The sequence below is a fragment of the Roseateles sp. SL47 genome, from assembly GCF_026625885.1.
Taxonomy (GTDB): Bacteria; Pseudomonadota; Gammaproteobacteria; order Burkholderiales; family Burkholderiaceae_C; genus Roseateles.
In genome coordinates this window covers 974,260-997,618 of the sequence record NZ_CP113068.1, presented here as the reverse complement: position 1 = coordinate 997,618, position 23,359 = coordinate 974,260, and the positions used below count along the sequence as shown (strand labels likewise).

Sequence of the window (23,359 nt, the reverse complement as noted above, 5' to 3'; positions counted from 1 at the left end):
CAAGGGGCGTGCCCAGTGCCTGGGCATGCCCACCGTTGCAGATCCCGGAGGCGTCCACCCACATGACCGCATTTGGTGCGGTTGGCGATCCGGGGCGGTGCTTGACGTTACACCGTCCCCGTTGTGGTGCACCAACACGATCCCGCGTTGCGCCAAGGCGGGGCAACTCGTCACAATGCCGCCATGCAGATCGCGACGCCGGACGAGACCTCTCCCCACTCCGCAGACGCTCTTGGGGCTGCGTCCGGCGCCATGCCGCCCGCCAGTCCGCCTGCCGGGTTGACGGCGCCCCCACGGGATGCTGCCGCAGAGACGGCGTTTGTCCCCCAACGTGGCTCCCGGGCCTCGATGGGGCGTTGGCTGACCGCCGTGGTGCTCTCTGCAGTCGCGATGGCGCTGCTCAGTTCTGTGGTGCTCATCGAAAATTTCGCCCGCGCCCATGCGGAGCGCCGGGCGGTGCAGTCCTTGCGTCAGGTCGGCATTGACTTCCGGGATGCCCTGGACCGAGGCATGGCCCAGCAGTTCAAGGAAGTGCGGGTGCTGGCCCAGCTCGACACCTTCCGGGGCCTGGATGCCGCCGAGATGCGCCGCGCGCTGGACCAGATCCAGATCGGCTTTGATCACTTCGCCTGGCTGGGGGTGGCGGACACCAACGGCAAGGTTCTGGCGGCGGCCGGCGGCTTGCTGGAAGGGGTGGATGTGTCGCAGCGGCCCTGGTTCCAGGGCGCCCAGCGCGGGCCCTTTGTCGGGGATATCCACGCCGCCGTATTGCTGGAGCGGTTGCTGCCGCGCCAGAGCGACCCGTGGCGGTTTGTTGATTTCGCGATCCCGCTGCTGGACAACAACGGCCGGCTGCGTGGTGTGTTTGGTGCCCACCTGAGCTGGAGCTGGGCGCGGCAGATCAAGTCCGAGCTGATCGATGCCACCATGGCCAGCCACCAGGCGGACGCCTTGATCCTCTCCAAGGCCGGCTTGGTGATCCTGGGCGCGGCCAACATGGAAGGCAAGAAGCTGGCCTTGCCGCCCGATGCAGCGGCGGGTTTGCGCCGTCAACGCTTTGAGGGCGTGGACTACTTCGCCATCAGTGTGCCCACGCAGGGGTACGGCCCCTACCCGGGCCTGGGCTGGACGGTGATGGTGCGCCAGCCGGTGAGCGTGGCCCTGCAGGACTACGACCAGCTGCGCAAGCAGATTGTCTTGAGCGCCCTGATTCTGCTGGCGCTGGCGGTGCCCCTGTGCTGGTGGCAAGCCCGTCGGCTGGCACGGCCGTTGAACCAGCTGTCCCGCGCCATCACCAACCGCCAGCATCTCGGTGATGCGGCGCTGCCGGAGGTTGGCGGCTACCGTGAAGCCGCAGTGCTCTCGCATGCGCTGACCGAGCTGGCGCGACGCCAGGCGCAGCAGGATGCGTCGCTGGCCCAGCTCAATGCCTCGCTGGAGGAACGAGTGCGTTCGCGCACGCTGGCGCTGGAGGATGCGATGCAGCGCCAGGAAGCCAGCGAGCGGCGGCTACGGACCATCACCGACAACCTGCCCGTGCTGATCGCCTACATCGATGCTGAGCAGCGCCTGCGCTTCCTGAACGCCACCTTCCGCACCTGGCTGGGCACCGAGCCGGAGGCGGCGCTGGGCAGAACGCTGCTGGAAACCATCGGCCCGGTGCTGTATGAGCAGCGCCAGCCCGCGCTGAAGGGCGCTCTGGCCGGTGTGCGGCAGCGTTTTGAGGCCCGCTCTGAATCCAACGGCGTGGTGCGGGACCTGCTGACCGAATATGTGCCGGACCTGCGGCCGGACGGCACGGTGGCGGGTGTCTACACCCTCAGCACCGATGTGACGGCCTTCAAGCAGGTGGAACGTGAACTGGACCAGCTCAGCCGGGTGGACCCGCTGACCACCCTGCCCAACCGCCGTCAGTTTGACCAGCGCTTGTCCGAGGCCCTGGCGCGTGCCCGCCGCAGTGGCAAGATCCTGGCCTTGATGTTCATGGACCTCGACCGCTTCAAGCAGGTGAACGACAGCCTGGGCCACGCGGCCGGCGACGTGGTGCTGCAGACCTTTGCCGAGCGGGTGCGGGGCGCCGTGCGTGAAACCGATGTGCTGTGCCGCCTGGCGGGAGATGAGTTCGTGCTGATTGTGGAGAACCTGATCGGGCCGGCAGATGTCGGCCCGATGGCGCAAAAGCTGCTGGATGTGGTCAGCGCGCCGCTGATGGTGATGGGGTCGCCGGTCGCGATGACCACCAGCATTGGCATCGCCTGCACCAGTGCGGAATCCGAGAGCGAGGTGGCCTTCCTGGCCCGCGCCGATGACGCGCTGTATGCCGCCAAAGCGGCGGGCCGGGCCTGCTGGCGCTTGGCGCCCGGACCGGTGTCGGGCTCCACCGAAACCCCCTGGGGCTGAGGCGCATCGTGTCGGAATTCAAACTGCGCATGCGGGTCACGCAAGGCGATCTGATCGCCGTCGGGCCGGGAAAGATCGCCCTGCTGGAGGCGTTGGATGAGGCCGGGTCGATCACGGCGGCGGCCAAGTCGCTGGGCATGTCCTACCGGCGCGCCTGGCTGCTGATCGATGAATTGAATCAGTCGCTGCGGGAGCCTGCGGTGGCCACGGCCGCCGGGGGCGCGCAAGGCGGGGGCAGCGAGCTGACCCGAAGCGGACGCGCCTTGGTGACGCTGTACCGCCGGATCGAGGCCGATGCGATGGCGCATTGCGCGGGGGACATCCGCAAGCTGATGAAGATGCTGGCGGACGGCGCCTGAGCGTCGGCTCGGCAGTGGGGGCCGTTGCCGTTGCCGCTGCCACTGCCATGTGATGGACCGGGTGGACGGCCGACCGATCGCGGTCACCGCCTCGGGGTTCAGCGCGCGTCGGGAGGCACCGGCTGCGGCGCGGCAGGCTTGCGTTGTTCCAGCCAGTCAAACAGCTTCATCCCCGCCAGCATCGCCCCCACAAACACCACAGCCTTGCCTTCACCCATGCCCAGCGCCACCAGCGCAGGGCCCGGGCAGAAGCCCGCCAGACCCCAACCGATGCCAAACAGCAGGCTGCCGCCGATCAGGCGCCGGTCGATGCGGCGGTTGCCGGGGAGTTGCATGGGCAGGTCCAGCAGTGAGCGGGTGCGTTGTTGCGCCGCCGTGAAGCTGATCAGGCCAACCGCGATGGCGCCCAGCATCACCAGGGCCAGGGACGGGTCCCAGGCGCCGGCAAGGTCCAGAAAACCCAGCACCTTGGCGGGGGACGCCATGCCGGAGAGGATCAGGCCGAGTCCGAAGATCAGTCCGGCAAGCAGCGATGTGAAGGCGGTCATGGGGGTTCTTTCAGCTCCCCAGCAGATGCCGGGCGACGAACACAGTCAGAAATCCGGCGCCCATGAAGGCGATGGTGGCAGCGAGGGAGCGCGGCGAGCGCCGAGAGAGTCCGCACACGCCGTGGCCGCTGGTGCAGCCCGCGCCGTATCGGGTACCGACGCCCACCAGCAACCCGGCCACGACCAGCAACGGCATGCCGGCGTCGACCTGCACCGGCGGCAGCGTCGTCACCAGCGCATAGACCCCTGGGGCGGCGATCAGGCCCAGCACAAAGGCCAGGCGCCAGCGCGTTTCGCCGGGGCGGGGTGTCAGCAGCCCGCCCAGAATGCCGCTGATGCCGGCAATGCGGCCGTTGAACCAGGCCAGCCAGGCCGCAGCCACGCCGATGAGCAGCCCTCCGGCCAGGGAGGCCCAGGGGGTGAAGGCATTCCAGTCCAGGGTCATGACTCAGTCCTTGGGGCAATAGAGCGCGTGCAGCAGCTGCAGCACCTGCAACAAACGGGGATCGGCCAGGCTGTAGCAGATGCGTTTGCCTTCCCGGCGGGTATTCACCACGCCTTCGTTGCGAAGCACCCCCAATTGCTGGGACAAGGTGGGCTGATGAATGTCCAACGTCGCCTCCAGCTCGCCGACACTCATCTCCGCCTGCGACAACTGGCACAGCAGCAGCAGCCGGTCCTCATTGGCCATCACCTTGAGCGCCGCCACCGCCTGGGCGGCGGCCAGGCGCAATGCTTCCACCTCCAGTACCTGGGGAGGAACATCGGAGAGATCGGTCTCGACTGAGGCTGCCGGCACCGATGCTGGCATGGAGGCCGATACTGAAGCGGACATGGAGAACTCCTTGAACTTGACTTCAATATATCAATCAATAAACTATCAATCAATAGATTGAAGAAAGACCTGTCATGTCTGCACGCGCCACCGTTCAAGCCTTCTTTGATGACAAAACCTGGACCGTGTCCTACGTGGTCTCGGACAACGCCACCCACGAAGCCGCCGTGCTGGACCCGGTGCTGGACTTCGACATGAAATCCGGCCGCACGTCCACCGAGCAGGCGGACCGGCTGATCGACTACATCCGCGCCAACGATCTGACGGTGCAGTGGATTCTGGAAACCCACGCCCATGCGGATCATCTCTCGGGCGCCCGCCATGTGCAGCAGCAGGTGGGCGGGCGCATCGCCATCGGCGAGCAGATCACGCAGGTTCAGCGCACTTTCAAGAAGCTCTACCACCTGGAGCGGGACTTCCTCCCGGACGGCGCCCAGTTCGACCATCTGTTCAAGGACGGCGAGATTTTCACCATCGGTCAGATGGAAGCGCAGGCGGTGCTGGTGCCGGGCCACACACCCGCCGACATGGCCTACCTGATGGACGACGCGGCCTTTGTCGGCGACACCTTGTTCATGCCGGATGTGGGCACGGCGCGGACGGATTTTCCGGGTGGGGATGCAAGAACGCTCTTTCGCTCGGTACGCCGCCTGCTGGCCCTGCCGGAACGCACCCGGGTCTTTGTCTGCCACGACTATCCGCCCGCCGGGCGCGGACCGGCCTGGGAAACCACGGTGGCAGCCCAGCGCGCCCACAACATCCATGTGCACGACGGCGTGAGTGAAGACGACTTCGTGCAGATGCGCACGGCGCGAGACGCCACGCTGGACGTGCCCACGCTCATCCTGCCGTCGCTGCAGGTCAACATCCGTGCGGGGCAGCTGCCACCGGCAGAGGCCGATGGGGTCAGCTACCTGAAGATCCCGCTGAATGTGCTGGGCCGAGGGGGCGCGCCGACCTGACACGCTGGGCGCGAAACCCCTGGCGGCACCCACCGCCATATCCTGCGATATATTGCGCTCCGGCATTGCCGCGTCGGGTGGCGGTGCCCGCAGGAGCGCACATGAGCCATCAAGAACATTCGGGATCGGTCGCCAGGTTGGACCACAGCAGCGGCCGCCGTGGCTGGATACGCGGCATCGGGCAGACCTTGGTGGCCGGCGCCGGCCTGGGGCTGAGCCTGCTGTCCATGGCCGCCCAGGCTGCTGACGTGACGGTGTCCGCCGCCGCCAGCCTCACCAATGCGTTCAAGGCGTTGGCGCCCGCCTTTGAAGCGCGTCATCCAGGCACCAGGGTTCAACTGAACTTCGCGGCATCCGATGCACTGCTGGCCCAGATGGCCAAGGGCGCCCCGGTGGATGTCTTCGCATCGGCCGACCAGGACACCATGGACCGTGCGCAACAGCAGCAACTCCTGGCCCCGGGCACACGACGCGATTTCGTCAGCAACACCCTGGTCATGATCACCCCGGTGGAAGGGGGGCTGCCGCTGCGGTCATTGGCGGACCTGCAGCAGCCCACGGTGCGCCGTGTGGCCCTCGGCAAGCCCGAAGGTGTGCCCGCTGGTCGTTATGCCAAGGGCGCGCTGGAAACGGCGCGGCTGTGGCCGGTCGTTGAGCCCAAGGCGGTGTACGCGCAGAACGTGCGGCAGGCCCTGGACTATGTGGCCCGGGGCGAAGCCGAAGCCGGTTTTGTGTATGGCACCGATGCGCTGGTGCAAAAGGACAAAGTCCGCATCGTGCTGACCGTGCCCACCGACACGCCCATCCGCTATCCGCTGGCAGCGTTGCAGCAGGCGCCCAATGTCAGCGGCGCCAAGGCGTTCATCGACTACGTGATGTCGCCCGACGGCCAGGCGGTGCTGGCCCGATACGGCTTCTCCAAGCCCTGACGCCGGCTCGATGGAAGCCGCCTGGATCGCCCTGGCCCTGTCCCTGAAGGTGGCGGGGTGGGCCACGCTCATCAACCTGGTGCTGGGCGTGGCTGCCGGCTTTGCCTTGGCCCGTTGCCGGTTCCCGGGACGGGAAGTCCTGGATGCGGTGCTGACCCTGCCGATGGTGCTGCCCCCTACGGTGCTGGGGTATTACCTGCTGGTGGTGATCGGCCGGCGTGGCTGGCTGGGTGGCTGGTTGTACGAGCACTTCGGCATCCAGCTGATCTTCACCTGGCAGGGGGCGGTGCTGGCTGCGGCCCTCGTGTCCTTTCCGCTGGTGGCCAAGTCGGCCCGCGCTGCATTCGAGGCCGTGGACCCGCAACTGGAGCGGGCCGCCCGGGTGCTGGGGCTGGGCGAGTGGGCGCTGTTTTTCCGAGTGAGCCTGCCGATGGCCTGGCGCGGTGTGCTGGCCGGTGTGCTGCTGGCATTTGCGCGCGCACTGGGTGAATTTGGCGCCACGCTGATGGTGGCGGGCAGCATCCCCGGCAAGACGCAGACACTGTCGATTGCTGTTTATGAAGCCGTCCAGGCCGGCCAGGACGACACGGCCAATCTGCTGGTGCTGGTGATCTCGGTCACCTGCGTGGTGGTGTTGTTGAGCGCCGGACGGCTGGCTCGACCCAAGGGGCTGGCATGAGTGTGATCCGTGCGCAGCCTGTGGGCTTGCCGGGGCCTGGCACGACAGCAGGCGCCCCAAGGAGGGAGGCCCGATGAGCTTTGATGTGGACATCCGCCTGCGCGTGGGTGCACCTGGGCGTCATTTCGAACTGGATGTGCGGTTTCAGACGCAAGCGCGTCGCACGGTGATCTTTGGCCCGTCTGGCGCTGGCAAGAGCCTGACCTTGCAGGCCATCGCCGGACTGCTGCGGCCGGATGACGGACGCATCCGGGTGGATGGCGAGGCGCTGTTTGATTGCGCCCGGCGCATCGACGTGCCGGCCCGAGCACGCCGTCTGGGCTATCTGTTTCAGGACTATGCGCTGTTCCCCCACCTGACGGTGCGCCAGAACATCGCCTTTGGCCTGCATCGAGGCTGGTTCAATCCCGGACGTGCCGATCGCTCGGCACCGGTGCAGCGATGGCTGCGGGCGCTGGCCCTGGAGCGGGTGGCGGACCAATGGCCGCATCAGCTCTCCGGTGGGCAGCGCCAGCGCACGGCCTTGGCGCGTGCGCTGGTGAACGAACCCCGAGCGCTGCTGCTGGATGAGCCGTTTTCCGCGCTGGACCCTTCGCTGCGGGAGCAGACACGCACGGAACTGCAGGGCCTGCTGGATGACATCGGCATCCCGATGCTGATGATCACCCACGATCCGCAGGACCTGGACCGCTTTGGCGAGCAGGCGCTGCACCTGGCGGACGGAAGCATCACGGCGTGAGAGGCGCCGGATCGAGTGCAGGCCTGCGTTGAAGGAGCGTGGGCCCAACCGCTGCCGTGGGTCGAATCCCGAGCGGGGCCGTTTCCCTGCCGTCCGGGCCCATCACCATCACCACCGCGTCGGCTTCGGATTACGAGACTCAAACCCCTTCTGATGCCAATACGGATACACCGGCTCCTTGCGGCTGGCGTCATCCAAACGGCCGATCTCCTCGCTGGAGAGTTCCCACCCCAGCGCCCCAAGGTTCTGCTGCAGTTGCTCCTCATTGCGGGCGCCGATGACCACATTGGCGACCGAGGGCCGGCGTAGCACCCAATTCAGCGCCACCTGTGCCACGGTCTTGCCACGCTGCCGGGCGATCTCGTCCAGCACATCCACCACCCGGAACAGCAATTCGTCCTCCACCGGCGGACCGCCCACCGCGCCGCCAGCAGCGATGCGACCCTGGGACGTGTCCTGACCACGACGGATCTTGCCAGTGAGCCGGCCCCAACCCAGCGGGCTCCACACCATGGTGCCCACGCCTTGGTCCAATGCCAGCGGCATCAGCTCCCATTCATAGTCCCGGCCGATCAGCGAGTAATAGCCCTGGTAGGCCACATAGCGGCCCAGGCCATATTTCTCCGAAGTGGCCAGCGCCTTCATCAGATGCCAGCCGGAGAAATTGGATGCGCCGATGTAGCCGATCTTGCCGCTGGAGATCAGGTCATCCAGCGCGCGCAAGGTTTCATCAACCGGCGTGAGCGCGTCGAAGCCATGCATGAAGTAGAGGTCAATGTGGTCCGTCTCCAGCCTGCGCAAGCTGGCTTCCACCGCACGTGTGAGGTGATAGCGAGAGGAGCCCACGTCATTGGGCCCGCTGCCCATGGTGAAGGTGCCTTTGCTCGAAATCAGCGCCTGGTCGCGTCGGCCCTTCAGCGCCTGCCCCAGCACCTCCTCCGAGCGGCCCGCCGAGTAGACATCGGCGGTGTCAAAGAAGTTCAGACCGTGCTCCAGGCAGATGTCCACCATCCGGCGTGCTTCATCCCCCTGGGTGCTGCCCCAGCGTTCGAAGAAGTCCCCGCTGCCGCCAAACGTGCCGGTGCCCAGGCTGAGCGCGGGCACCTTGAGGCCGGAGCGGCCGAGTTGTCGATATTCCATGGCTGTGTTCCAGAAGGTGATGTGGGTGATGTGGGCGTGGGAGAAGAAGGCAAGGCCACACGCTAAGTGAAGCAGCAATGGCCCGGCGAGCCAAGGGTTTTTGCGGGGGAGTGCGCCGGAAAAAAGAAGGCCTCCCGTTGGGGGAGGCCTGTGCAGGGAGCCATCGCAACCACCACGAGGTGGGGCCCATCAGATCTTCATGGCGGCCACCAGGCTGTCATATGCAGCCTTGTTCATGCGGATGTCGAATGGCAGGAAGGTATAGCGCGTGGCCACCGTGGTGCCGTTGATGTTGGACAGGTAATAGCTGCCACCCAGCACGGTGCCGTCCTTGATCAGCGAACCGGTGTAGACATTCCCGTTGAGTTCGAAGTAAGTGCGGAACTCTTCGGTGTAGCTGTAGTTGGCGGACTTCGGACGCGGCTTGTTGGCCACCCAGATCTGCACGCCGCCCATCGTGCGGATGGTGCCGTCCGCCAGGTAGTACGTGGTTCCGTCGCTGTTGGAGCGCTGGCCGGCTGCCAGCACGGTGGTCAGGGTGGCATTGGTGCGGCAGGGCGAAATGTCGGCTGTGGTGGTGGTGGCGCCGCAGTCGCCGGCGTTATAGCGGTCACCGAGGTTGGTCTTGGTGAACTTTATGTACTTCGCCCCTGCGGCGTACGTGGCGGTCGCCTCCAGCACCGCCGGGTTGGAGAACATGGAATCGTGGAAGTGGGCAAAGTCCGCCGGCGTGGCGGCGAGGGTGCCGGTTAGCGCCACCGTCTCATAGTTGGAGCGGATGGCCGAGTAGGCCACTGTGGTGTTGTCCGACGCCAGCGCATCCACACGGACGTTGTCGCCCACGTAAGACACCTGGTTCGTGAGGGTAAACGGCAGCACCAGGATGACGCCGTCCTTCAGCACCCGCGTCGGGCCGGGGATGGTCACGCCCAACGTCTTGGTCATGTTGACCGCCGCACCTTGAGGGGCGAACTGCGGCCCGTTGGTCAGCGGAGAAGCGGGAAGGGTGCCGATGTCTGCAAACGCAAAGTTGATGCCCTTGTACTGCGCGCCGGAGACATTGAGGTTCCAGTGCAGCAGATAGCTGCCCTCGGAAGGCCGCAGCAGAAACTCTTCAAACGACGCCTGATTGGCGCTGAGCGTCGGCGTGTCCGTGCTGGTGGCCACGGCACTGGCCTTGGCGGTGGGGGCGCTGTTGTCGGCGCCGCCGCCGCAACCTGCCAGCAATGCGGTGACAGCGGCAGCCATGGCGGTGGCAGACGCCACGGTGAACTGGCGTTGGAATGTAGTCATGAAGTCCTCCCTGATGGATCGCCCGCCTGGCTTCTGTCGACTGACTGGCCAGGTCCTTTGGCGCGGCGAGTATAGGAGTGCGAAATGACCGCATGCCCACCGGACGCCTCCTCCCCAATGGGGGTGGCCCGAGGGCTGTGCATTCCTGCTGGGGACTGGGCGCGTGCAACTGCGCTGCCCATCCCCCAGGTCGATTACGCCGACAGGCTCTTCATCACGCTGTAGAGGTCTGACTTGCCTTCAAAGCCGATGCCGGGGAGGTCCGGCATGGTGATGTAGCTGTTCTCGACCGTCACGCCGTCGGGGAAGCCACCGAACGGCTGGAACAGATCCGGGTAGGACTCGTTGCCGCCCAGACCCAGGCCGGCGGCGATGTTCAGAGACATCTGATGGCCGCCATGCGGGATGCAGCGGCGCGCCGACCAGCCATGCTCCTTCAGCATCTCCAGCGTGCGCAAGTACTCCACCAGACCATAACTCAGCGCGCAGTCGAACTGCAGGTAGTCGCGGTCTGGGCGCATGCCGCCATAACGGATCAGGTTGCGGGCGTCTTGCATGGAAAACAGGTCTTCCCCTGTGGCCATCGGGTTCTTGTAGTAATTGCGCAGAGTGGCCTGCAGCTCGAAGTCCAGCGGGTCGCCCGGCTCTTCATACCAGAACAGATCGTATTGGGAGAGGGCCTTGGCATATTGAATGGCGGTGTCCAGATCGAAGCGCCCGTTGGCATCGACGCACAGCTTCTGGCCGTCGCCCAGCACGCTCAGGATGGAGTCGATGCGGCGCAGGTCTTCGTCCAGCGAGGCGCCGCCGATCTTCTTTTTGACCACGGTGTAGCCGCGATCGATGTAGCTGCGCATTTCATCCTTGAGCTTGCCGTGGTCCTGTCCCGGGTAGTAATAGCCCCCGGCAGCGTAGACAAAGATCTTGCGGTCAGGTTGGCCATTGCCGTAGCGGTCGGCCAGCAACTGGAACAGCGGTTTGCCCTCAATCTTGGCCACGGCATCCCAGATGGCCATGTCGATGGTGCCAATGGCAACAGAACGTTCGCCGTGGCCGCCGGGCTTTTCGTTCTTGAACAGGGTATCCCACACCTTGTGTGGGTCCAGGTTGCTGCCGGTGGCGTCGAGCAACGAGTCGGGGTTGGCGTCGAGGATGCGAGGGATGAAGCGCTCGCGCATCAACGTGCCCTGTCCGTAGCGGCCGTTCGAATTGAAGCCATAGCCCACCACCGGCTTGCCATCGCGGATGACGTCGGTGATGACGGCCACCAGGCTCAAGGTCATCTTGCTAAAGTCGATGTAGGCGTTCCGGATGGGGCTGCTGATGGGGAACGTCTTTTCACGGATCTCAACGATTTTCACGGGATGTCTCCACGTCTGTCTGGGGATGGCGGGCATCTTGCGCCCGAGCACATCGACTCGGCCAATACTGTTTTTTTAGTCTTTGATGCTTTGAAAGCACCGCCGCGATGACGCTGAATTTGAGCTGGATTGATGACTTCATGGCCTTGGCCGAATCGGGCAATTTCTCGCGGGCGGCGGCCGAGCGGCACATGACTCAACCCGCCTTCAGCCGACGCATTCGTGCCTTGGAGGAATGGCTGGGCGTCGACCTCTTTGATCGCAGTTCGCAGCCCGCGCGGCTGACCGCAGCGGGCGAATGGTTCCGGCGCGCGTCGCAAGAATTGCAGGCCCATGTGGCGCGTGTGCCGGTGGAGGCGAGAGCGGTCGCGGCGGCCAGCGAGCGAACGCTGCGCATTGCGGCCACGCATGCGTTGTCGTTCAGCTTCCTGCCGGGCTGGCTTCGGGGCGTCGAAGATGCGGGCCATCTCGGTCCGATCCAGCTGGACTCGGACGGTATGCAAAAGTGCGAGACGCTGCTGCTCACCGGCAAGGTGGAGCTGGCCCTGATCCATGGGCATCCGCAGGTGAAGAGCTCGCTGGATGAGTTGGGTTATGAGTATGCGGTGGTGGGACGGGACCGATTGGTGCCGGTGAGTGTGCCTGGCGGGGACGGCCAGCCGAAGCATCGACTGGAGGCCGATGGCACGGTGGTGGGTGAGGGTCTGACCTATGGGGAGGATTCCGGGCTGGGCCGGCTGCTGCGCGAGCTCAAGGGGCGCGACTACCTGAAGGTGGTCTCGCAATCGGTGCTGACCGCGCAACTCGCCTCGGTGCTGCGCACGATGGCGCTGGATGGGCGGGGCATGGCCTGGCTGCCGGAGATTCTGGTGAGAGATGACATGCAGGCGGGACGCCTGGTGGCTGCTGCGTCGGAGGACTGGGCGCTGGCGCTGGAGGTGCGGCTGTATCGGGGGCGGGCGCCGCTTGGGGCGTCAGGGCAGCTGTTGTGGACGGGAGCGATTGGCGCCAGCCCGCTTCGAGGGCCGGGTTCTCAATCTCGGTGGCTGAACCAGGGCTGAATCGGGGCTGAACCGGGGCTGAAGCTCTGCAGCGTGTCAACAACGAGGTGAAGTGCCCCGAAGTCTTCAACGAGGCGGTCGAATGCGGCCGAGAATGCTGATTCGCCTGCTTGGGTGGCATCGTCCGGTGGGCTGATGTGCGCAGTGCTGGCCCCGTGGTGCCGCGTCTTGAATCAGGACCGACCGGGCGCGGTTCAATATCCGGTAGGCTGACGGCATGCCCACCGAAGATCTGAAAACCTTTCTGTACCGCCAACCGGCCACCACGCTGGCCGACCTCCTGCTGGAACTGGCGGAAGACTTTCCGGATGTGCAAAAGCGCCTGGAGCGGCTACAGGTCGCAGACAACCCCAGCAAGCTTGCGACGGCGTTCAGGAAGACCCTGGCCGGGTGGCGCCGCTCACAGAAGTACTACGACTACAAAACCGTGGGCGCCTTTGCTTCCAAGCTGGAGCTCTGGCTGGATCAGGTCGCTCGGGAACTGGCACCGAAAGATCCTGCGGCGGCTCTGGAATTGTTGCAAGCGTTCATTGAGGCCGATCAAATCTTCTTCGAGAGCGCTGACGACTCGGGCGCACACATCGGCGACGCCGTCCGCAAGGCATGCAGGTACTGGTTGAAGACCGCTGCGCAGTGTGAAACACCAGAGGCCGTATTGGCGCAGCGCCTGATGACGCTGGCCACCGCAGATGCGTACGGCGCACGCGAGGGCTTGTTTCGAGAGGCGCATCTACTGCTTTCCGAGCCGGCGATGCGGACGCTGGTGGCCGACCTGGAGCGGACCATGGCCGCGCTGGTGGCCCAACACGCAGGCGCCCCCCACATGCCTTACGAGGTCATCAAGGTGTCTTCCGGCATGTCGCTGATCGGTGAGGCACTGAAGGATCCGGACGTCAGGGTCCGCGCGATCTTGGGTTATCGATCGGACCCCAATCCGTTGCAGAAGGAATCGATGGTCCAGGCGTACCTCGAGGCCGAACGCCCGAAAGATGCCATGAAGTGGCTGGAGGGGAACTGGGGCCATCTGGACGACCGCCGCCAGCGCCTGTTGGCGCAAGCTCACGCACAGCTCGGCCAGCCCGAACTCAGTCATCCCCTGCTTCAGGAACTCTTCGAGCGATCCCCTTCGGTCGAGGCCTTGCGCCAATGGCTGGACGGACTGACGCCGCAGCAGCAGGTGGCCGCCATGGAACGGGCGGGACAGGGGGCCCTGGCCATGTCAGATCCAGGCCGGGCCGCACACCTTCTGGTGGAGCTGCATCGCGAGAGCGATGCGGAGGCGGTGTTGGTCGAGAAGGCCGCTGCCATCGATGGAATGGACTACTACAGGCTGCCGATGCTGGCAAAGACGCTGGTCGATGGCGGGCGGCTCAAAGGCGCGACGGCCGTCTATCGGGCCTTGCTGATCAACATCCTGGAGCGCGCGAATACGCGGGCGTATGGTCACGCGGCGCGCTACCTGGAGTCGCTGACCTTGATGTCGAGGGAGGATCTTGCACCGCTGGCAACGCACGAGGAGTTTGTGGCGCTGCTTCGGGAAAAGCATGGACGCAAGGCGTCGTTCTGGTCGCTGGTCGCCGGTGGTTGACCTTGCTGCACGGTGTTGGGTGGGGGCCCGAGGGCGCGCCCCGTTTCACCGCTGCGGTTACTGAGGTTCGTGTGAAGCGCAAAGCAAAACGGGACCCTGGTGGGTCCCGTTGGTGCGGATCTTGCGGATCGGGCGGATCTTGCGCATCGGCCTGAAAGTGCTGGGCAGCTATCCATGCTTGGAAAGCCAGCACTACCGCCTCGGCTGAATTCTGGTGCGACCGGCAAGAATCGAACTTGCGACTAGGCCTTCGGAGGGCCCAATGATATCCACTTCACCACGGTCGCGGAAAGCACGCATTCTAGCCAGTTTCTGAGCCTCCCCGCGCATTCCTTGAAACAAGCGTGTTCGAACCCGCTTCCCCGCATTGTCCTGCGTACGCGCTTCACCCGCCTCAGCGTGATGAGCTTCGGCTTCCACACTCGCTTCCACACTCTCTCCCAGTCCTCGATGCCGGGCGCCTCCCCGGCCTCAGACAACACCAGACCCCGGCCCCCCGACCCTGTCCCACCAGTGTCACCCGTGCGTATGCCAACGCACCAACATCGCTCGTTCTTGACGAAAGCCCCAGGGTGCCAAAGAGGTGCGCTGGCTATACTTTGTTCGGTTTTGCGCCCGGTTCTTTTCTCCGGGCACGCTGTGTCGGGGCCAGCCCGGCCGGCCGGCTCCCTTCTCGATACCAGCCCATCGCAACGAGGACTCCATGAGCGGAACCCACGATCAAGCCCCTGCCACGCACGCCGCCGCCGAGGCGCATGACGCGCATGAAGGGCCGATCAAGACGCCCAAGCAGCTCATCGCCGCTGTCTTCTTCGCCTTTGTCATCCCCATCGCGGTGCTGGTGCTGGCCGCCAACTATGTCTCCAGCGATGTGAAACCCGCCGCCGGCAGCGACATCACCGACGCCGAAGCCGTCGCCGCCCGCATCCAGCGGGTCGGCGCCATCGAGCTGAAGGACCTCAGCAGCCCTGCGGCCTTCCGCTCCGGTGAAGAGATCTTCAAGGCCCAATGCGCGGCCTGCCATGCCACCGGCACCCTCGGCGCGCCGAAGTTCGGAGACGCAGACGCCTGGGGCCCCCGCGTGAAGACCGGCTTCGAGGCCCTGCTGCATTCGGCGCTGAAGGGAAAAGGCGCCATGCCGCCGCAAGAGGGGGGGGACGCCAGCGACTTCGAACTCGCCCGCGCCGTGGTCTACATGGCCAACAACGGCGGCGCCAAGTTTGACGAACCCAAGGCGCCGGTCGCCGCATCGGCAGCGTCGCAATAAGCGACAGGGTCACAGCGCAAGGCCGTCGGCGGGTCGTCCAGCAGGTCGTCCGGCACATCATCCGGTGCGTCCCCCCGGCACGATCGATGGCACATCCTCCGATCGACGCGCCGAATCAAGGTCCTCAGCCAGCCGGTGTTGGTCCCTTTGTAGCTGCCGAACCCGCCACCGAACCCGATCCCGCTGCAGGGCCTGGCGCCCCCATCATCGGTTGCGGCTCCAACGCCACCGCGCAACGCGACAGCAATGCCCGGTGCGTGGTCGGCTCGACGGTCCACTGACCGGCCTCGATGGCATCGGCCGCCGGACCCATGTCCTGCGTATGCACCAGCCCCAGGCCAAGGTCTGCCACCAGGAACAACCGGTCCTGCTCATCCAGCCAGGCGGACTCGATCTGCGCCTCCTGGCCCGTGTGGCTCAGCACCCGCCCGTCCGGCTGCAGACGCCAGATCCAGGGGGCAGCCTCCAGCTGCACATACACCCGCTGCGGCCCGTTCTGGAAAAACCAGCAGCCTTGCGCATCCGACGCATAGTTGCGGTGGATGAATCCGATCAGCTTGTCATGGGTGATCCGGCTGCCTTTGACCTGCGGGAAGGGGCCAGCCGCCTGGATACGCTCATCCCGCATATACCAGTCGCCACGGGCATCCAGCGCCAGCCAGCCGTAGCAGTGCGGCACGTTGGGCCATTTCTTCAGTGCGGCTTCAACAATCGGGTCCATGGGCGTCGAGCCTCCGGGTGGGTGTTACAGCGCGCATGCCAGCCAGTCGCAGACCTTGTTGGGCATGGTGCGAACATGGCCGGGCGGCTTGCCCGAAGGAAAACCGACATGGCCGCCGTCATGGGGCTGCCAGAGAGTGACATAGGCGCCGACATGACTCTGCTCCGGCAAGCTGCGCGCCGGCACAAATGGGTCGTTGCGTGCATTCAGCACCAGCGCCGGTACACGGATGCGTGCCAGATGCGGTTTGGCCGACGCGCGCAGCCAATAGTCGTCCACGTCCTGGAAGCCATGCAGGGGCGCGGTGAAGATGTTGTCGAACTCGTACAGATTGCGGGCCCGCCGCAGCCGTTCTTCGTCAAACAGGCCGGGATGCTGCCGCAGCTTGCGCAGGGCCTTGGGCCGCATGGTCTTGAGGAACATGCGGGTGTAGACCCAGTAGTTGAAACCCTTGCCGATGGCATGGCCGGCCGCCGTCAGGTCCAGCGGCGAGCAGATGGAGCAGACCGCCTTGACGGTCTGCCGGGCGGCATCCCCGGACTCCTGGGCCCAACGCAGCAGGGCGTTGCCGCCCAGGGAGACTCCGGCGGCAATCATCGGTCCGCGATGCGCCGCACGCAGTTGCCCCAGCATCCAGCCGATTTCTTCGAAGTCCCCGGAGTGATAGGCCCGCGGGGCCAGATTCAGCTCGCCGGAACATCCTCGGAAGTAGGGCATCGCAAACGCCCAGCCGCGCTCGGCCGCCACGGCTGCAAACGCCTGCACATACTGGCTGTCCACGCTGCCCTCCAGCCCGTGGAACAGCACCAGCAAAGGGCGTTCTGAACCAATGTTGGCCGCAGCGGCCGTTGGTGCGGCGGCAGGCTGCCCGGGCCATGCGCCCGGAGGCACCACCACCACCGGCGAGCCATCCCGTGCCGTGTCCGTGGCCGGGCCGGTCTCCAGCAGTCGTTCCACATCCACGAAGTCGCCGTCCGGGGTCGTCCAGCGTTCGCGTCTGAATTGCGGTGCCGGGCCCGTGAAGCGTTTCGAGAACAGCACGGGCCAGATGGTCTGGGCATGGCCGCCCGGCAACCAGGGCGGCGCTTGATACTGCATGGCGCCTTTCAATGCAGCGTCGTGGGCGATCCCGTGGAGACGATCGACGGTTCCTGCTTCACGTCCTGCGTCGTGCCCGGGCTGGCATGGTGCGACACCAGGCGCCAGCCCAGAGCGGTTTTGAGGTAGACATTGGTCGCCACCACCCAGGCACTTTCCGTGCCTGCTTCGCTGGTGATTTCCACCCGCTCCAGCACGTGATGGATGGCGGTGTCACCCACCATCAACCGGCGCTGGCATTCCGCATGCACCGGAATTGCGCCGCGGCCAAAGATGGCTTCAAAGCTGGCGCGGATGGCCGCCTGGCCCACGACGCGAGGGCCACCGGGATGCACGCAGGAGACTTCGTCTTCCTCGCCCCAAAGGGCCATCAGCCGTTCCAGGTCAGCGGTTTGCAGCGCCTCGTAGAACTGGGCTTCGGTGTCTTCCGGCGTGGCCAGCAGAAGGGCGGACTGGGCCTTGCGCACCATGGGGCCCACCTGGGGTCAGTGGCCGGCCGGCAGCACTTCACCGGCCTTGAGCCGATAGACGGTGCCACAGTAGGCACACTGCCCCTGGCCACCATGGCTCAGGTCGATGAACACGCGCGGGTGGTTGCTCCACAGCGGCATCTTCGGATTCGGACAGAACACGACACCCGGGCCCTGCAGGTCTTGGGCGGTGACTTCAACGACGGATTTCGGTTGGCTCATGATGTAGTTCTCAAGGCTGGCGCCGCGCAGGCTGCGGGCTGAAAAGAGGCTGAGACGGCAGGGCGCCGACGCCGAGCAGGCGCACCCCGGCACGCCGGGGTCTGGCTCACACCAGCGTCAGCCAATGTGCGTATTTGGGGTTGCGGCCGTTGACGATATCAAAGAACGCAGACTGGATTTTCTCGGTGATCGGGCCCCGGCTGCCGATGCCGATCTCGATGCGGTCCAGCTCGCGGATGGGCGTGACTTCCGCCGCCGTGCCGGTGAAGAAGGCTTCGTCGGCGATATAGACCTCGTCGCGGGTGATGCGCTTTTCCACCAGCTTCAGGCCCAGGTCCTGACAGATGTGGAAGATGGTGTTGCGGGTGATGCCGTTGAGCGCTCCGGCCGACAGGTCCGGTGTGTAGACCACGCCGTTCTTGATGACAAACAGGTTCTCGCCGGCCCCTTCGGAAACGAAGCCGGACGCGTCCAGCAGCAGCGCTTCGTCGTAGCCGTCATCCGTGGCTTCCATGTTGGCCAGGATGGAGTTGGTGTAGTTGCTCACCGTCTTGGCCTGCGTCATGGTGATGTTGACGTGGTGACGGGTGTAGCTGCTGGTCTTGACGCGGATGCCACGCTTGAGACCTTCTTCGCCAAGGTAGGCCCCCCAGGCCCAGGCCGCCACCATCAGATGGATCTTGTTGCCCTTGGGGCTGACGCCCAGCTTTTCGCTACCGATCCAGGTGAGCGGGCGCAGATAGCAGCTGGCCAGTTGGTTGTCCCGCACCACCTGCTTTTGCGCTTCTTCCACCTGCTCGATGGTGAAGGGCAGCTTCATGCGCAGGATCTTGGCGCTGTTGAACAGCCGCTCGGTGTGTTCGCGCAGGCGGAAGATGGCGGTGCCGCGATCCGTCTGGTAGGCCCGCACGCCTTCAAAAGCGCCGCAGCCGTAGTGCAGGGTGTGGGTCAGCACATGGATCTTGGCGTCGCGCCAGTCCACCAGCTCGCCGTCCATCCAGATCTTGCCGTCGCGGTCGTCCAAAGACATGGGAATTCCTTGTGCGTCAAAGAAGGGGATTTTATGCATCCGCCGCCGGAGCGTTGTCCGATGTATCGCCCTCCGAGTGGGGCTGATCGGCCCGGATCAGGGTCCAGCGCGTCACCTTGCCGCCTTCCAGCACCACCTCCACCGCGTCGCCGCCGGTGTCGGCCCAGCGATAGGTGTCCGGGCCGACCTTGACACCAAGCGAACGGCACAACTTGATCAGTTGCACCAGGGTCATGCCGGGATGCAGGCGGGATTGCAGCATCAGTGCGCTGCTGACATGGCCCAGGGGCGACTCATTGGCGGTGCGCATGACCCGCATCAGCTGGCTGAATTGCAGCAGCAGCCAGAACACAATGACCGACAAGGCCAGGATGGCGCCCTTCCAGCCGAACAGCTGCACGCCGATGACCAGGGCTGCAACGGCCAGGCCGATACCGAACCAGCGATTCATGCCTGGCCTCCATGGCTGGCCGCCTCCAGCGGTGCGGCCATCGGATCCGCCGTGCCTTGGGTGGCTCCGTAGCCGTCATCCGGTAATGAAGGTGTGCGCTGGCTTCTGAAGATCACGGCGTAATAAGGGGGTTGGAAGGGAAAGTCGGGGCGCATGGCGGGGACTTGCCTGTCAGGAAAGAAACAACGGAACCGCCGGGCGGGCGGGTGCAACAACCGGGAGTGTCACATGCAGGCTGGAGTGTCACATGCGACCCGGCGTGTCACATGCCGCGCAGGATCTCGATGGCGTCCTCGATGCGGGCCACGGCATGTACGGTCAGGCCGGGAATCGGCTTCTTCGGGGCGTTGGCCTGGGGCACCACAGCCACCGAGAACCCCAGCTTGGCCGCTTCCTTCAGGCGCTCCTGACCGCGGGGTGCCGGCCGCACTTCGCCCGCCAGGCCCACCTCGCCAAAAGCGAAGAAGCCTTTGGGCAAGGCTTTGCCGCGCAAGGAGCTTTGAATGGCCAGCAGCACCGCCAGATCGGCGGCCGGTTCGGAAATCCGCACACCGCCCACTGCATTCACAAACACGTCCTGGTCCATGGTGGCCACACCGGCATGCCGGTGCAGCACCGCCAGCAGCATGGCCAGCCGGTCCCGGTCCAGGCCGACCGACAGCCGGCGCGGGCTGGGCCCACCGCTGTCCACCAGGGCCTGCAGCTCCACCAGCAGTGGCCGGGTGCCTTCCAGCGTGACCAGCACGCAGGAGCCCGGCACCGGTTCGCCATGGGTGGAGAGGAAGATGGCGCTGGGGTTGGTCACCCCTTTGAGCCCTTTCTCCGTCATGGCAAACACACCAATCTCATTGACCGCGCCAAAACGGTTCTTGATGGCGCGCACCAGGCGGTAGCTGCTGTGGGTGTCGCCCTCAAAGTACAGCACCGTGTCCACGATGTGCTCCAGCACCCGCGGGCCGGCCAGGGCGCCTTCCTTGGTGACATGGCCCACCAGCACCATGGCACAGCCGGTGGACTTGGCGGTGCGGGTGAGCTGGGCCGCGCACTCCCGCACCTGCGCCACCGAGCCCGGTGCGGAGGACAGCTGCTCGGAATACATCGTCTGGATGGAGTCGATGACGCAGAAGTCCGGCGCCTCGGCCTCGATGGTGGCCAGGATCTTTTCCAGCCCGATTTCGGCCAGCACCCGCACCTGGCTGCCGTCCAGCCCCAGCCGGCGCGAACGCATCGCCACCTGGGCGCCCGACTCCTCGCCGGTGACGTAAAGCACCTTCATCTGCCGCGACAACGCATCCACCGCCTGCAGCAGCAGTGTGGACTTGCCAATGCCCGGGTCCCCGCCGATGAGCACCACGCCGCCGTTGACGATGCCGCCCCCCAACACCCGGTCCAGTTCTTCCAGCGACGTGGGGGTGCGGTCGAAATCCTTGGCCTCGATCTCCGACAGCGTGGCCACTGGCTGGCTGCGCGCCAGGGATTGGTAACGGTTCTTGCCGGCACCGGGGCTGTCTGCCACGGTCTCGACCAGGGTGTTCCAGGCACTGCAGGATGGGCAGCGGCCGAGCCACTTGGCGCTGGTGGCGCCGCATTCGGAGCAGACGTATTGGGTCTTGGGGGAAGCCATCCGGCGATTGTCGCTGTTGCGTCACGGTCGGCGACGGGAGCGGCCGCCCACCCCACAATTCGTTAAGCCTGACCTTCGTCAGCGGTGGGTTGGCGTGCTAAAACTCAGGCTCCTTGAGGAGTCCAACATGGAGTTGTCAGTCTGGCTGGGGTTTTTCGCGGCCTCGTGGGCCATCAGCCTGTCCCCGGGCGCGGGCGCCATTGCCGCCATGAGCTCCGGACTGAATCACGGCTTCAAGCGCGGCTACTTCACCACGCTGGGGCTGATCCTGGGCATCCTGACGCAGATCGTGCTGGTCGGTGCCGGTCTGGGTGCGCTGATCGCTGCCTCGGAGCAGGCATTCACCCTGGTCAAGTGGGCCGGTGTGGCCTATCTCGTGTACTTGGGGGTGCAGCAGTGGCGCGCACCGGGCAAGCCGCTGGTGGCGCAAAGCAGTGAAGGCAAGCCGGTCACGCGGCGCCAACTGGTGATGCGTGGCTGGGGCATCAATGCCGTCAACCCCAAGGGCACCGTCTTCCTGCTGGCGGTGGTGCCGCAGTTCCTCGACCTGAATCAGCATCTGGCCCCCCAATATGGCGTGATTGCCGCCACCCTGTCCTTCACCGATGCGGTGGTGATGGCCGGTTACACCGCGCTGGCGTCGCGGGTGCTGTCGGCGCTGCGCGCCGAATCCCACCTCAAGGCGATGAACCGGGTGTTTGGTTCCCTCTTTGTGGCCGCTGGTGCGCTGCTGGCCACCATCAAGCGGAGCTGATCGGCCGCCACCTCCCCTTCCTGGATGCAAGGGCCGCCCACCCAGGCGGCCTCTTTCATTCCTGAGGGCGAATCCCTGCATTGACCTCCCGCGCCGGCGGTGATTCTGACGGCGCCCCTCTAGAGACTCTATCCACGGCCCCGCGACCCGGCGCCGTGCCATGGCGATGTCCAAACTGTCTGATCGTTGGTTGTTCTGGGGCCCCACGCTGATCTGGGCCAGCACCTGGCATGTGATCCTCTATCAGCTGGCGTCCGGTGTGCCGGTGCTGAATTCGGTGGCCTGGCGGTTCGGCATCGCCGCGCTGATTCTGGTGGGCTTGAGCCGGTGGCAGGGACTGTCGCTGCGGATGCCCAGGTCCGCCCATGTGTTGATGCTGGCCACCGGTATCGTGCAATACAGCGGCAACTACTACTCGGTGTATGAGGCCGAGCGCTACATCCCGTCCGGCCTGGTCGCGGTGCTGTTCTGCCTGATGGTGTTTGGCAATGCCTTGTCCGGCCGGGTGTTTTTCGGGCAGCGCGTGTCCCTGCGTTTTCTCACCGCCTCGGTCGGTGGCGTGCTGGGCGTGGTGATGATCTTCTGGCCGGAGATCGCCTCCACCGGCGCCCGGCCTCACGCGGCCTACGGCTTGCTGCTCGGCCTGGGCGCCGTGCTGGTGGCCTGCATCGGCAATGTGCTGACGCTCACCCTCACCCGCCGCGGCTTGCCCTTGATGCCGGTCCTGGCCTGGAGCATGGGGTACGGAGCCGTGTTCCTGGCGCTGATGTCGGTGGTCACCGGCCAGGGGCTGCAGTTCTCCTGGCACTTCTCCTATGTGGCGTCCCTGCTGTACCTGGCGGTGTTCGGGTCGGTGGTGGCCTTTGTGCTGTATTTCAAGCTGGCCCAGCGCCAGGGCACGGCCCGCGCAGCGCTGACGGGCGTGGTGATTCCGGTCATCGCGCTGGCGTTGTCAGCAGTGCTGGAAGGGTGGCAGCCCACCGTGCTGTCGGTCGCCGGCATGGCGCTGTGCCTGGGCAGCATCTATGCGGCCACGCGCCAGCGCTGAAGCCGGCCTCAGGGCTTGATCCAGTTGATCTCTTCGGCTGTCTTGCGGCCCATCACGGTCTGCGCCAGCGTGGCGGGCATGCGCGCTTCGTTTGGACGCACCGGAATCCGGCCGGCCATCAGCTCGGCCTGATCCTGTGGCAGTGTGGGCTGCTGGTCCGGTGCGGCATAACCTTCCGGGTACAGCGGCATCAGGGTGGAGAGGTCGTATTTGTCTGTGGCGCCAAAGGTGTGCAGCGCCTCATGGGCAATCACCACCTGGTTGGGCCCTTGCTGCGCCCGGCTGGCAAACAGATGCACCAGCCCCATGCGGCCCTTCTCCAGCCCGGTGGAGTGGGGCAGCGGGCCATTGAAGTCACCCGGGTGGTAGAGCAGGTAGAGCCGCACGTCGGGCACCGGAGAGCTGGGCGGCGTCTTGCGCCAGGCCCACCAGCGCATCTTCAGGCTCCAGCTGATGGCGGACAGCGGGCCGGCCTCACGGGGGACAGGCGGTGGCAACTCCCGCACGCGTCGCCCCAGCACCACCCGCACGGGCGGGTTCAGCGCCAGCCCGTAGCGCCGGGCTTCGGCCTGGAAATAGGGCTCGATGTCCGCAAACGCTCCTTCACCGAGCTGGTCGAGATAGGCCTCGGTGCTCGGGTTGCCATCCATGTTGATGGGGTAGAGCGTGATGACCTGGGGGCGCCGCCAGGACTGCGCCTGCCAGCGTTGCATCAAGGCCGTGGCCCCCACCACCAGCAGGATGACCAGCAATACAAAGATGCGAAATGCCTTGAACATG

Annotated in this window: 26 protein-coding genes and 1 tRNA gene; 11 read left to right on the top strand and 16 right to left on the bottom strand. The window is 65.6% G+C overall.

Translation table 11 applies throughout. From position 1 onward, the window contains the following. The first annotated feature begins 183 nt into the window (after positions 1–183). Both OU995_RS04300 and OU995_RS04295 read left to right on the top strand, forming a co-directional pair. On the top strand, positions 184–2,400 hold the full coding sequence (locus OU995_RS04300) for a diguanylate cyclase domain-containing protein (RefSeq protein WP_267834234.1): 2,217 nt from the start codon (positions 184–186) through the stop codon (positions 2,398–2,400). A 29-nt stretch (positions 2,401–2,429) separates the two neighbouring features. Further along, positions 2,430–2,759, top strand: coding sequence for a winged helix-turn-helix domain-containing protein (locus OU995_RS04295; protein WP_267836171.1), 330 nt, complete (start codon positions 2,430–2,432; stop codon positions 2,757–2,759). Positions 2,760–2,857: 98 nt separating this feature from the next. Here the strand turns inward: OU995_RS04295 and OU995_RS04290 are convergent, their stop codons facing one another. The 3 genes from OU995_RS04290 to OU995_RS04280 are packed head-to-tail and all read right to left on the bottom strand — an operon-like array spanning position 2,858 to position 4,118. Next, positions 2,858–3,307, bottom strand: a complete 450-nt coding sequence (locus tag OU995_RS04290) for a YeeE/YedE family protein (protein ID WP_267834233.1) — start codon at positions 3,305–3,307, stop codon at positions 2,858–2,860. A 10-nt stretch (positions 3,308–3,317) separates the two neighbouring features. Next, the gene (locus OU995_RS04285; protein ID WP_267834232.1) at positions 3,318–3,752 is read right to left on the bottom strand and encodes a YeeE/YedE family protein; all 435 of its coding nucleotides are present in this window, start codon (positions 3,750–3,752) and stop codon (positions 3,318–3,320) included. Between the two features lie 3 nt (positions 3,753–3,755). Further along, positions 3,756–4,118, bottom strand: coding sequence for an ArsR/SmtB family transcription factor (locus OU995_RS04280; protein ID WP_267836170.1), 363 nt, complete (start codon positions 4,116–4,118; stop codon positions 3,756–3,758). Between the two features lie 98 nt (positions 4,119–4,216). On the opposite strand from OU995_RS04280, the gene OU995_RS04275 reads away from it, so the two are divergent. The 4 genes from OU995_RS04275 (at position 4,217) to OU995_RS04260 (ending at position 7,451) form a co-directional block, all read left to right on the top strand. Further along, on the top strand, positions 4,217–5,104 hold the full coding sequence (locus tag OU995_RS04275) for an MBL fold metallo-hydrolase (protein ID WP_267834231.1): 888 nt from the start codon (positions 4,217–4,219) through the stop codon (positions 5,102–5,104). A 101-nt stretch (positions 5,105–5,205) separates the two neighbouring features. After that, a complete protein-coding gene (modA, locus tag OU995_RS04270) occupies positions 5,206–6,033 on the top strand; it encodes a molybdate ABC transporter substrate-binding protein (RefSeq protein ID WP_267834230.1) in 828 nt (275 codons plus the stop codon). A gap of 10 nt (positions 6,034–6,043) precedes the next feature. Next, the gene (gene modB / locus OU995_RS04265) at positions 6,044–6,712 is read left to right on the top strand and encodes a molybdate ABC transporter permease subunit (protein ID WP_267834228.1); all 669 of its coding nucleotides are present in this window, start codon (positions 6,044–6,046) and stop codon (positions 6,710–6,712) included. Between the two features lie 73 nt (positions 6,713–6,785). Then, positions 6,786–7,451: a sulfate/molybdate ABC transporter ATP-binding protein gene (locus OU995_RS04260; protein ID WP_267834226.1), complete on the top strand. Its 666-nt coding sequence runs from the start codon at positions 6,786–6,788 to the stop codon at positions 7,449–7,451. Between the two features lie 108 nt (positions 7,452–7,559). On the opposite strand, the gene OU995_RS04255 is transcribed toward OU995_RS04260, so the two are convergent. The 3 genes from OU995_RS04255 to OU995_RS04245 form a co-directional block, all read right to left on the bottom strand. Further along, entirely contained in the window at positions 7,560–8,591 is a 1,032-nt protein-coding gene (locus tag OU995_RS04255) for an aldo/keto reductase (RefSeq protein WP_267834225.1), read from the bottom strand. Between the two features lie 189 nt (positions 8,592–8,780). Further along, the gene (locus OU995_RS04250) at positions 8,781–9,884 is read right to left on the bottom strand and encodes a hypothetical protein (RefSeq protein WP_267834223.1); all 1,104 of its coding nucleotides are present in this window, start codon (positions 9,882–9,884) and stop codon (positions 8,781–8,783) included. Positions 9,885–10,078: 194 nt separating this feature from the next. After that, positions 10,079–11,245 (bottom strand): mandelate racemase/muconate lactonizing enzyme family protein, encoded by a 1,167-nt coding sequence (locus tag OU995_RS04245; protein WP_324288704.1) that lies wholly within the window; start codon positions 11,243–11,245, stop codon positions 10,079–10,081. Between the two features lie 107 nt (positions 11,246–11,352). On the opposite strand from OU995_RS04245, the gene OU995_RS04240 reads away from it, so the two are divergent. Next, on the top strand, positions 11,353–12,306 hold the full coding sequence (locus OU995_RS04240; protein WP_267834219.1) for a LysR family transcriptional regulator: 954 nt from the start codon (positions 11,353–11,355) through the stop codon (positions 12,304–12,306). A gap of 217 nt (positions 12,307–12,523) precedes the next feature. Beyond that, positions 12,524–13,894 (top strand): DUF6880 family protein, encoded by a 1,371-nt coding sequence (locus OU995_RS04235; RefSeq protein ID WP_324288703.1) that lies wholly within the window; start codon positions 12,524–12,526, stop codon positions 13,892–13,894. A 212-nt stretch (positions 13,895–14,106) separates the two neighbouring features. On the opposite strand, the gene OU995_RS04230 is transcribed toward OU995_RS04235, so the two are convergent. Further along, positions 14,107–14,181: transfer RNA gene (locus tag OU995_RS04230), tRNA-Arg, on the bottom strand. 416 nt (positions 14,182–14,597) lie between these two features. On the opposite strand from OU995_RS04230, the gene OU995_RS04225 reads away from it, so the two are divergent. After that, a complete protein-coding gene (locus OU995_RS04225; RefSeq protein WP_267834217.1) occupies positions 14,598–15,161 on the top strand; it encodes a c-type cytochrome in 564 nt (187 codons plus the stop codon). Between the two features lie 124 nt (positions 15,162–15,285). Here the strand turns inward: OU995_RS04225 and OU995_RS04220 are convergent, their stop codons facing one another. The 8 genes from OU995_RS04220 to radA all read right to left on the bottom strand — a co-directional run bounded on the left by OU995_RS04220 (position 15,286) and on the right by radA (position 20,777). After that, entirely contained in the window at positions 15,286–15,882 is a 597-nt protein-coding gene (locus OU995_RS04220) for a DUF2946 family protein (protein WP_267834216.1), read from the bottom strand. 24 nt (positions 15,883–15,906) lie between these two features. Further along, a complete protein-coding gene (locus OU995_RS04215) occupies positions 15,907–16,980 on the bottom strand; it encodes a YheT family hydrolase (protein WP_267834214.1) in 1,074 nt (357 codons plus the stop codon). A gap of 8 nt (positions 16,981–16,988) precedes the next feature. Beyond that, the gene (locus tag OU995_RS04210; RefSeq protein WP_267834212.1) at positions 16,989–17,450 is read right to left on the bottom strand and encodes a YybH family protein; all 462 of its coding nucleotides are present in this window, start codon (positions 17,448–17,450) and stop codon (positions 16,989–16,991) included. Positions 17,451–17,465: 15 nt separating this feature from the next. Next, on the bottom strand, positions 17,466–17,672 hold the full coding sequence (locus tag OU995_RS04205; protein WP_267834209.1) for a zinc-finger domain-containing protein: 207 nt from the start codon (positions 17,670–17,672) through the stop codon (positions 17,466–17,468). Positions 17,673–17,778: 106 nt separating this feature from the next. Continuing rightward, positions 17,779–18,702 (bottom strand): branched-chain amino acid transaminase, encoded by a 924-nt coding sequence (locus OU995_RS04200; protein WP_267834207.1) that lies wholly within the window; start codon positions 18,700–18,702, stop codon positions 17,779–17,781. Positions 18,703–18,733: 31 nt separating this feature from the next. Next, positions 18,734–19,153 (bottom strand): hypothetical protein, encoded by a 420-nt coding sequence (locus tag OU995_RS04195; protein ID WP_267834205.1) that lies wholly within the window; start codon positions 19,151–19,153, stop codon positions 18,734–18,736. Next, complete coding sequence (locus OU995_RS04190) at positions 19,150–19,308, bottom strand: hypothetical protein (RefSeq protein ID WP_267834203.1); 159 nt, start codon at positions 19,306–19,308, stop codon at positions 19,150–19,152. The genes OU995_RS04195 and OU995_RS04190 overlap by 4 nt, the downstream gene beginning before the upstream one ends. A gap of 107 nt (positions 19,309–19,415) precedes the next feature. After that, positions 19,416–20,777, bottom strand: a complete 1,362-nt coding sequence (gene radA, locus OU995_RS04185) for a DNA repair protein RadA (RefSeq protein WP_267834202.1) — start codon at positions 20,775–20,777, stop codon at positions 19,416–19,418. A 127-nt stretch (positions 20,778–20,904) separates the two neighbouring features. On the opposite strand from radA, the gene OU995_RS04180 reads away from it, so the two are divergent. Beyond that, positions 20,905–21,531: a LysE family transporter gene (locus tag OU995_RS04180; RefSeq protein WP_267834200.1), complete on the top strand. Its 627-nt coding sequence runs from the start codon at positions 20,905–20,907 to the stop codon at positions 21,529–21,531. 160 nt (positions 21,532–21,691) lie between these two features. Beyond that, positions 21,692–22,579, top strand: a complete 888-nt coding sequence (locus OU995_RS04175; RefSeq protein WP_267834199.1) for a DMT family transporter — start codon at positions 21,692–21,694, stop codon at positions 22,577–22,579. Positions 22,580–22,587: 8 nt separating this feature from the next. Here the strand turns inward: OU995_RS04175 and OU995_RS04170 are convergent, their stop codons facing one another. Further along, a complete protein-coding gene (locus OU995_RS04170; protein WP_267834197.1) occupies positions 22,588–23,358 on the bottom strand; it encodes a hypothetical protein in 771 nt (256 codons plus the stop codon). Position 23,359: the final 1 nt, after the last annotated feature.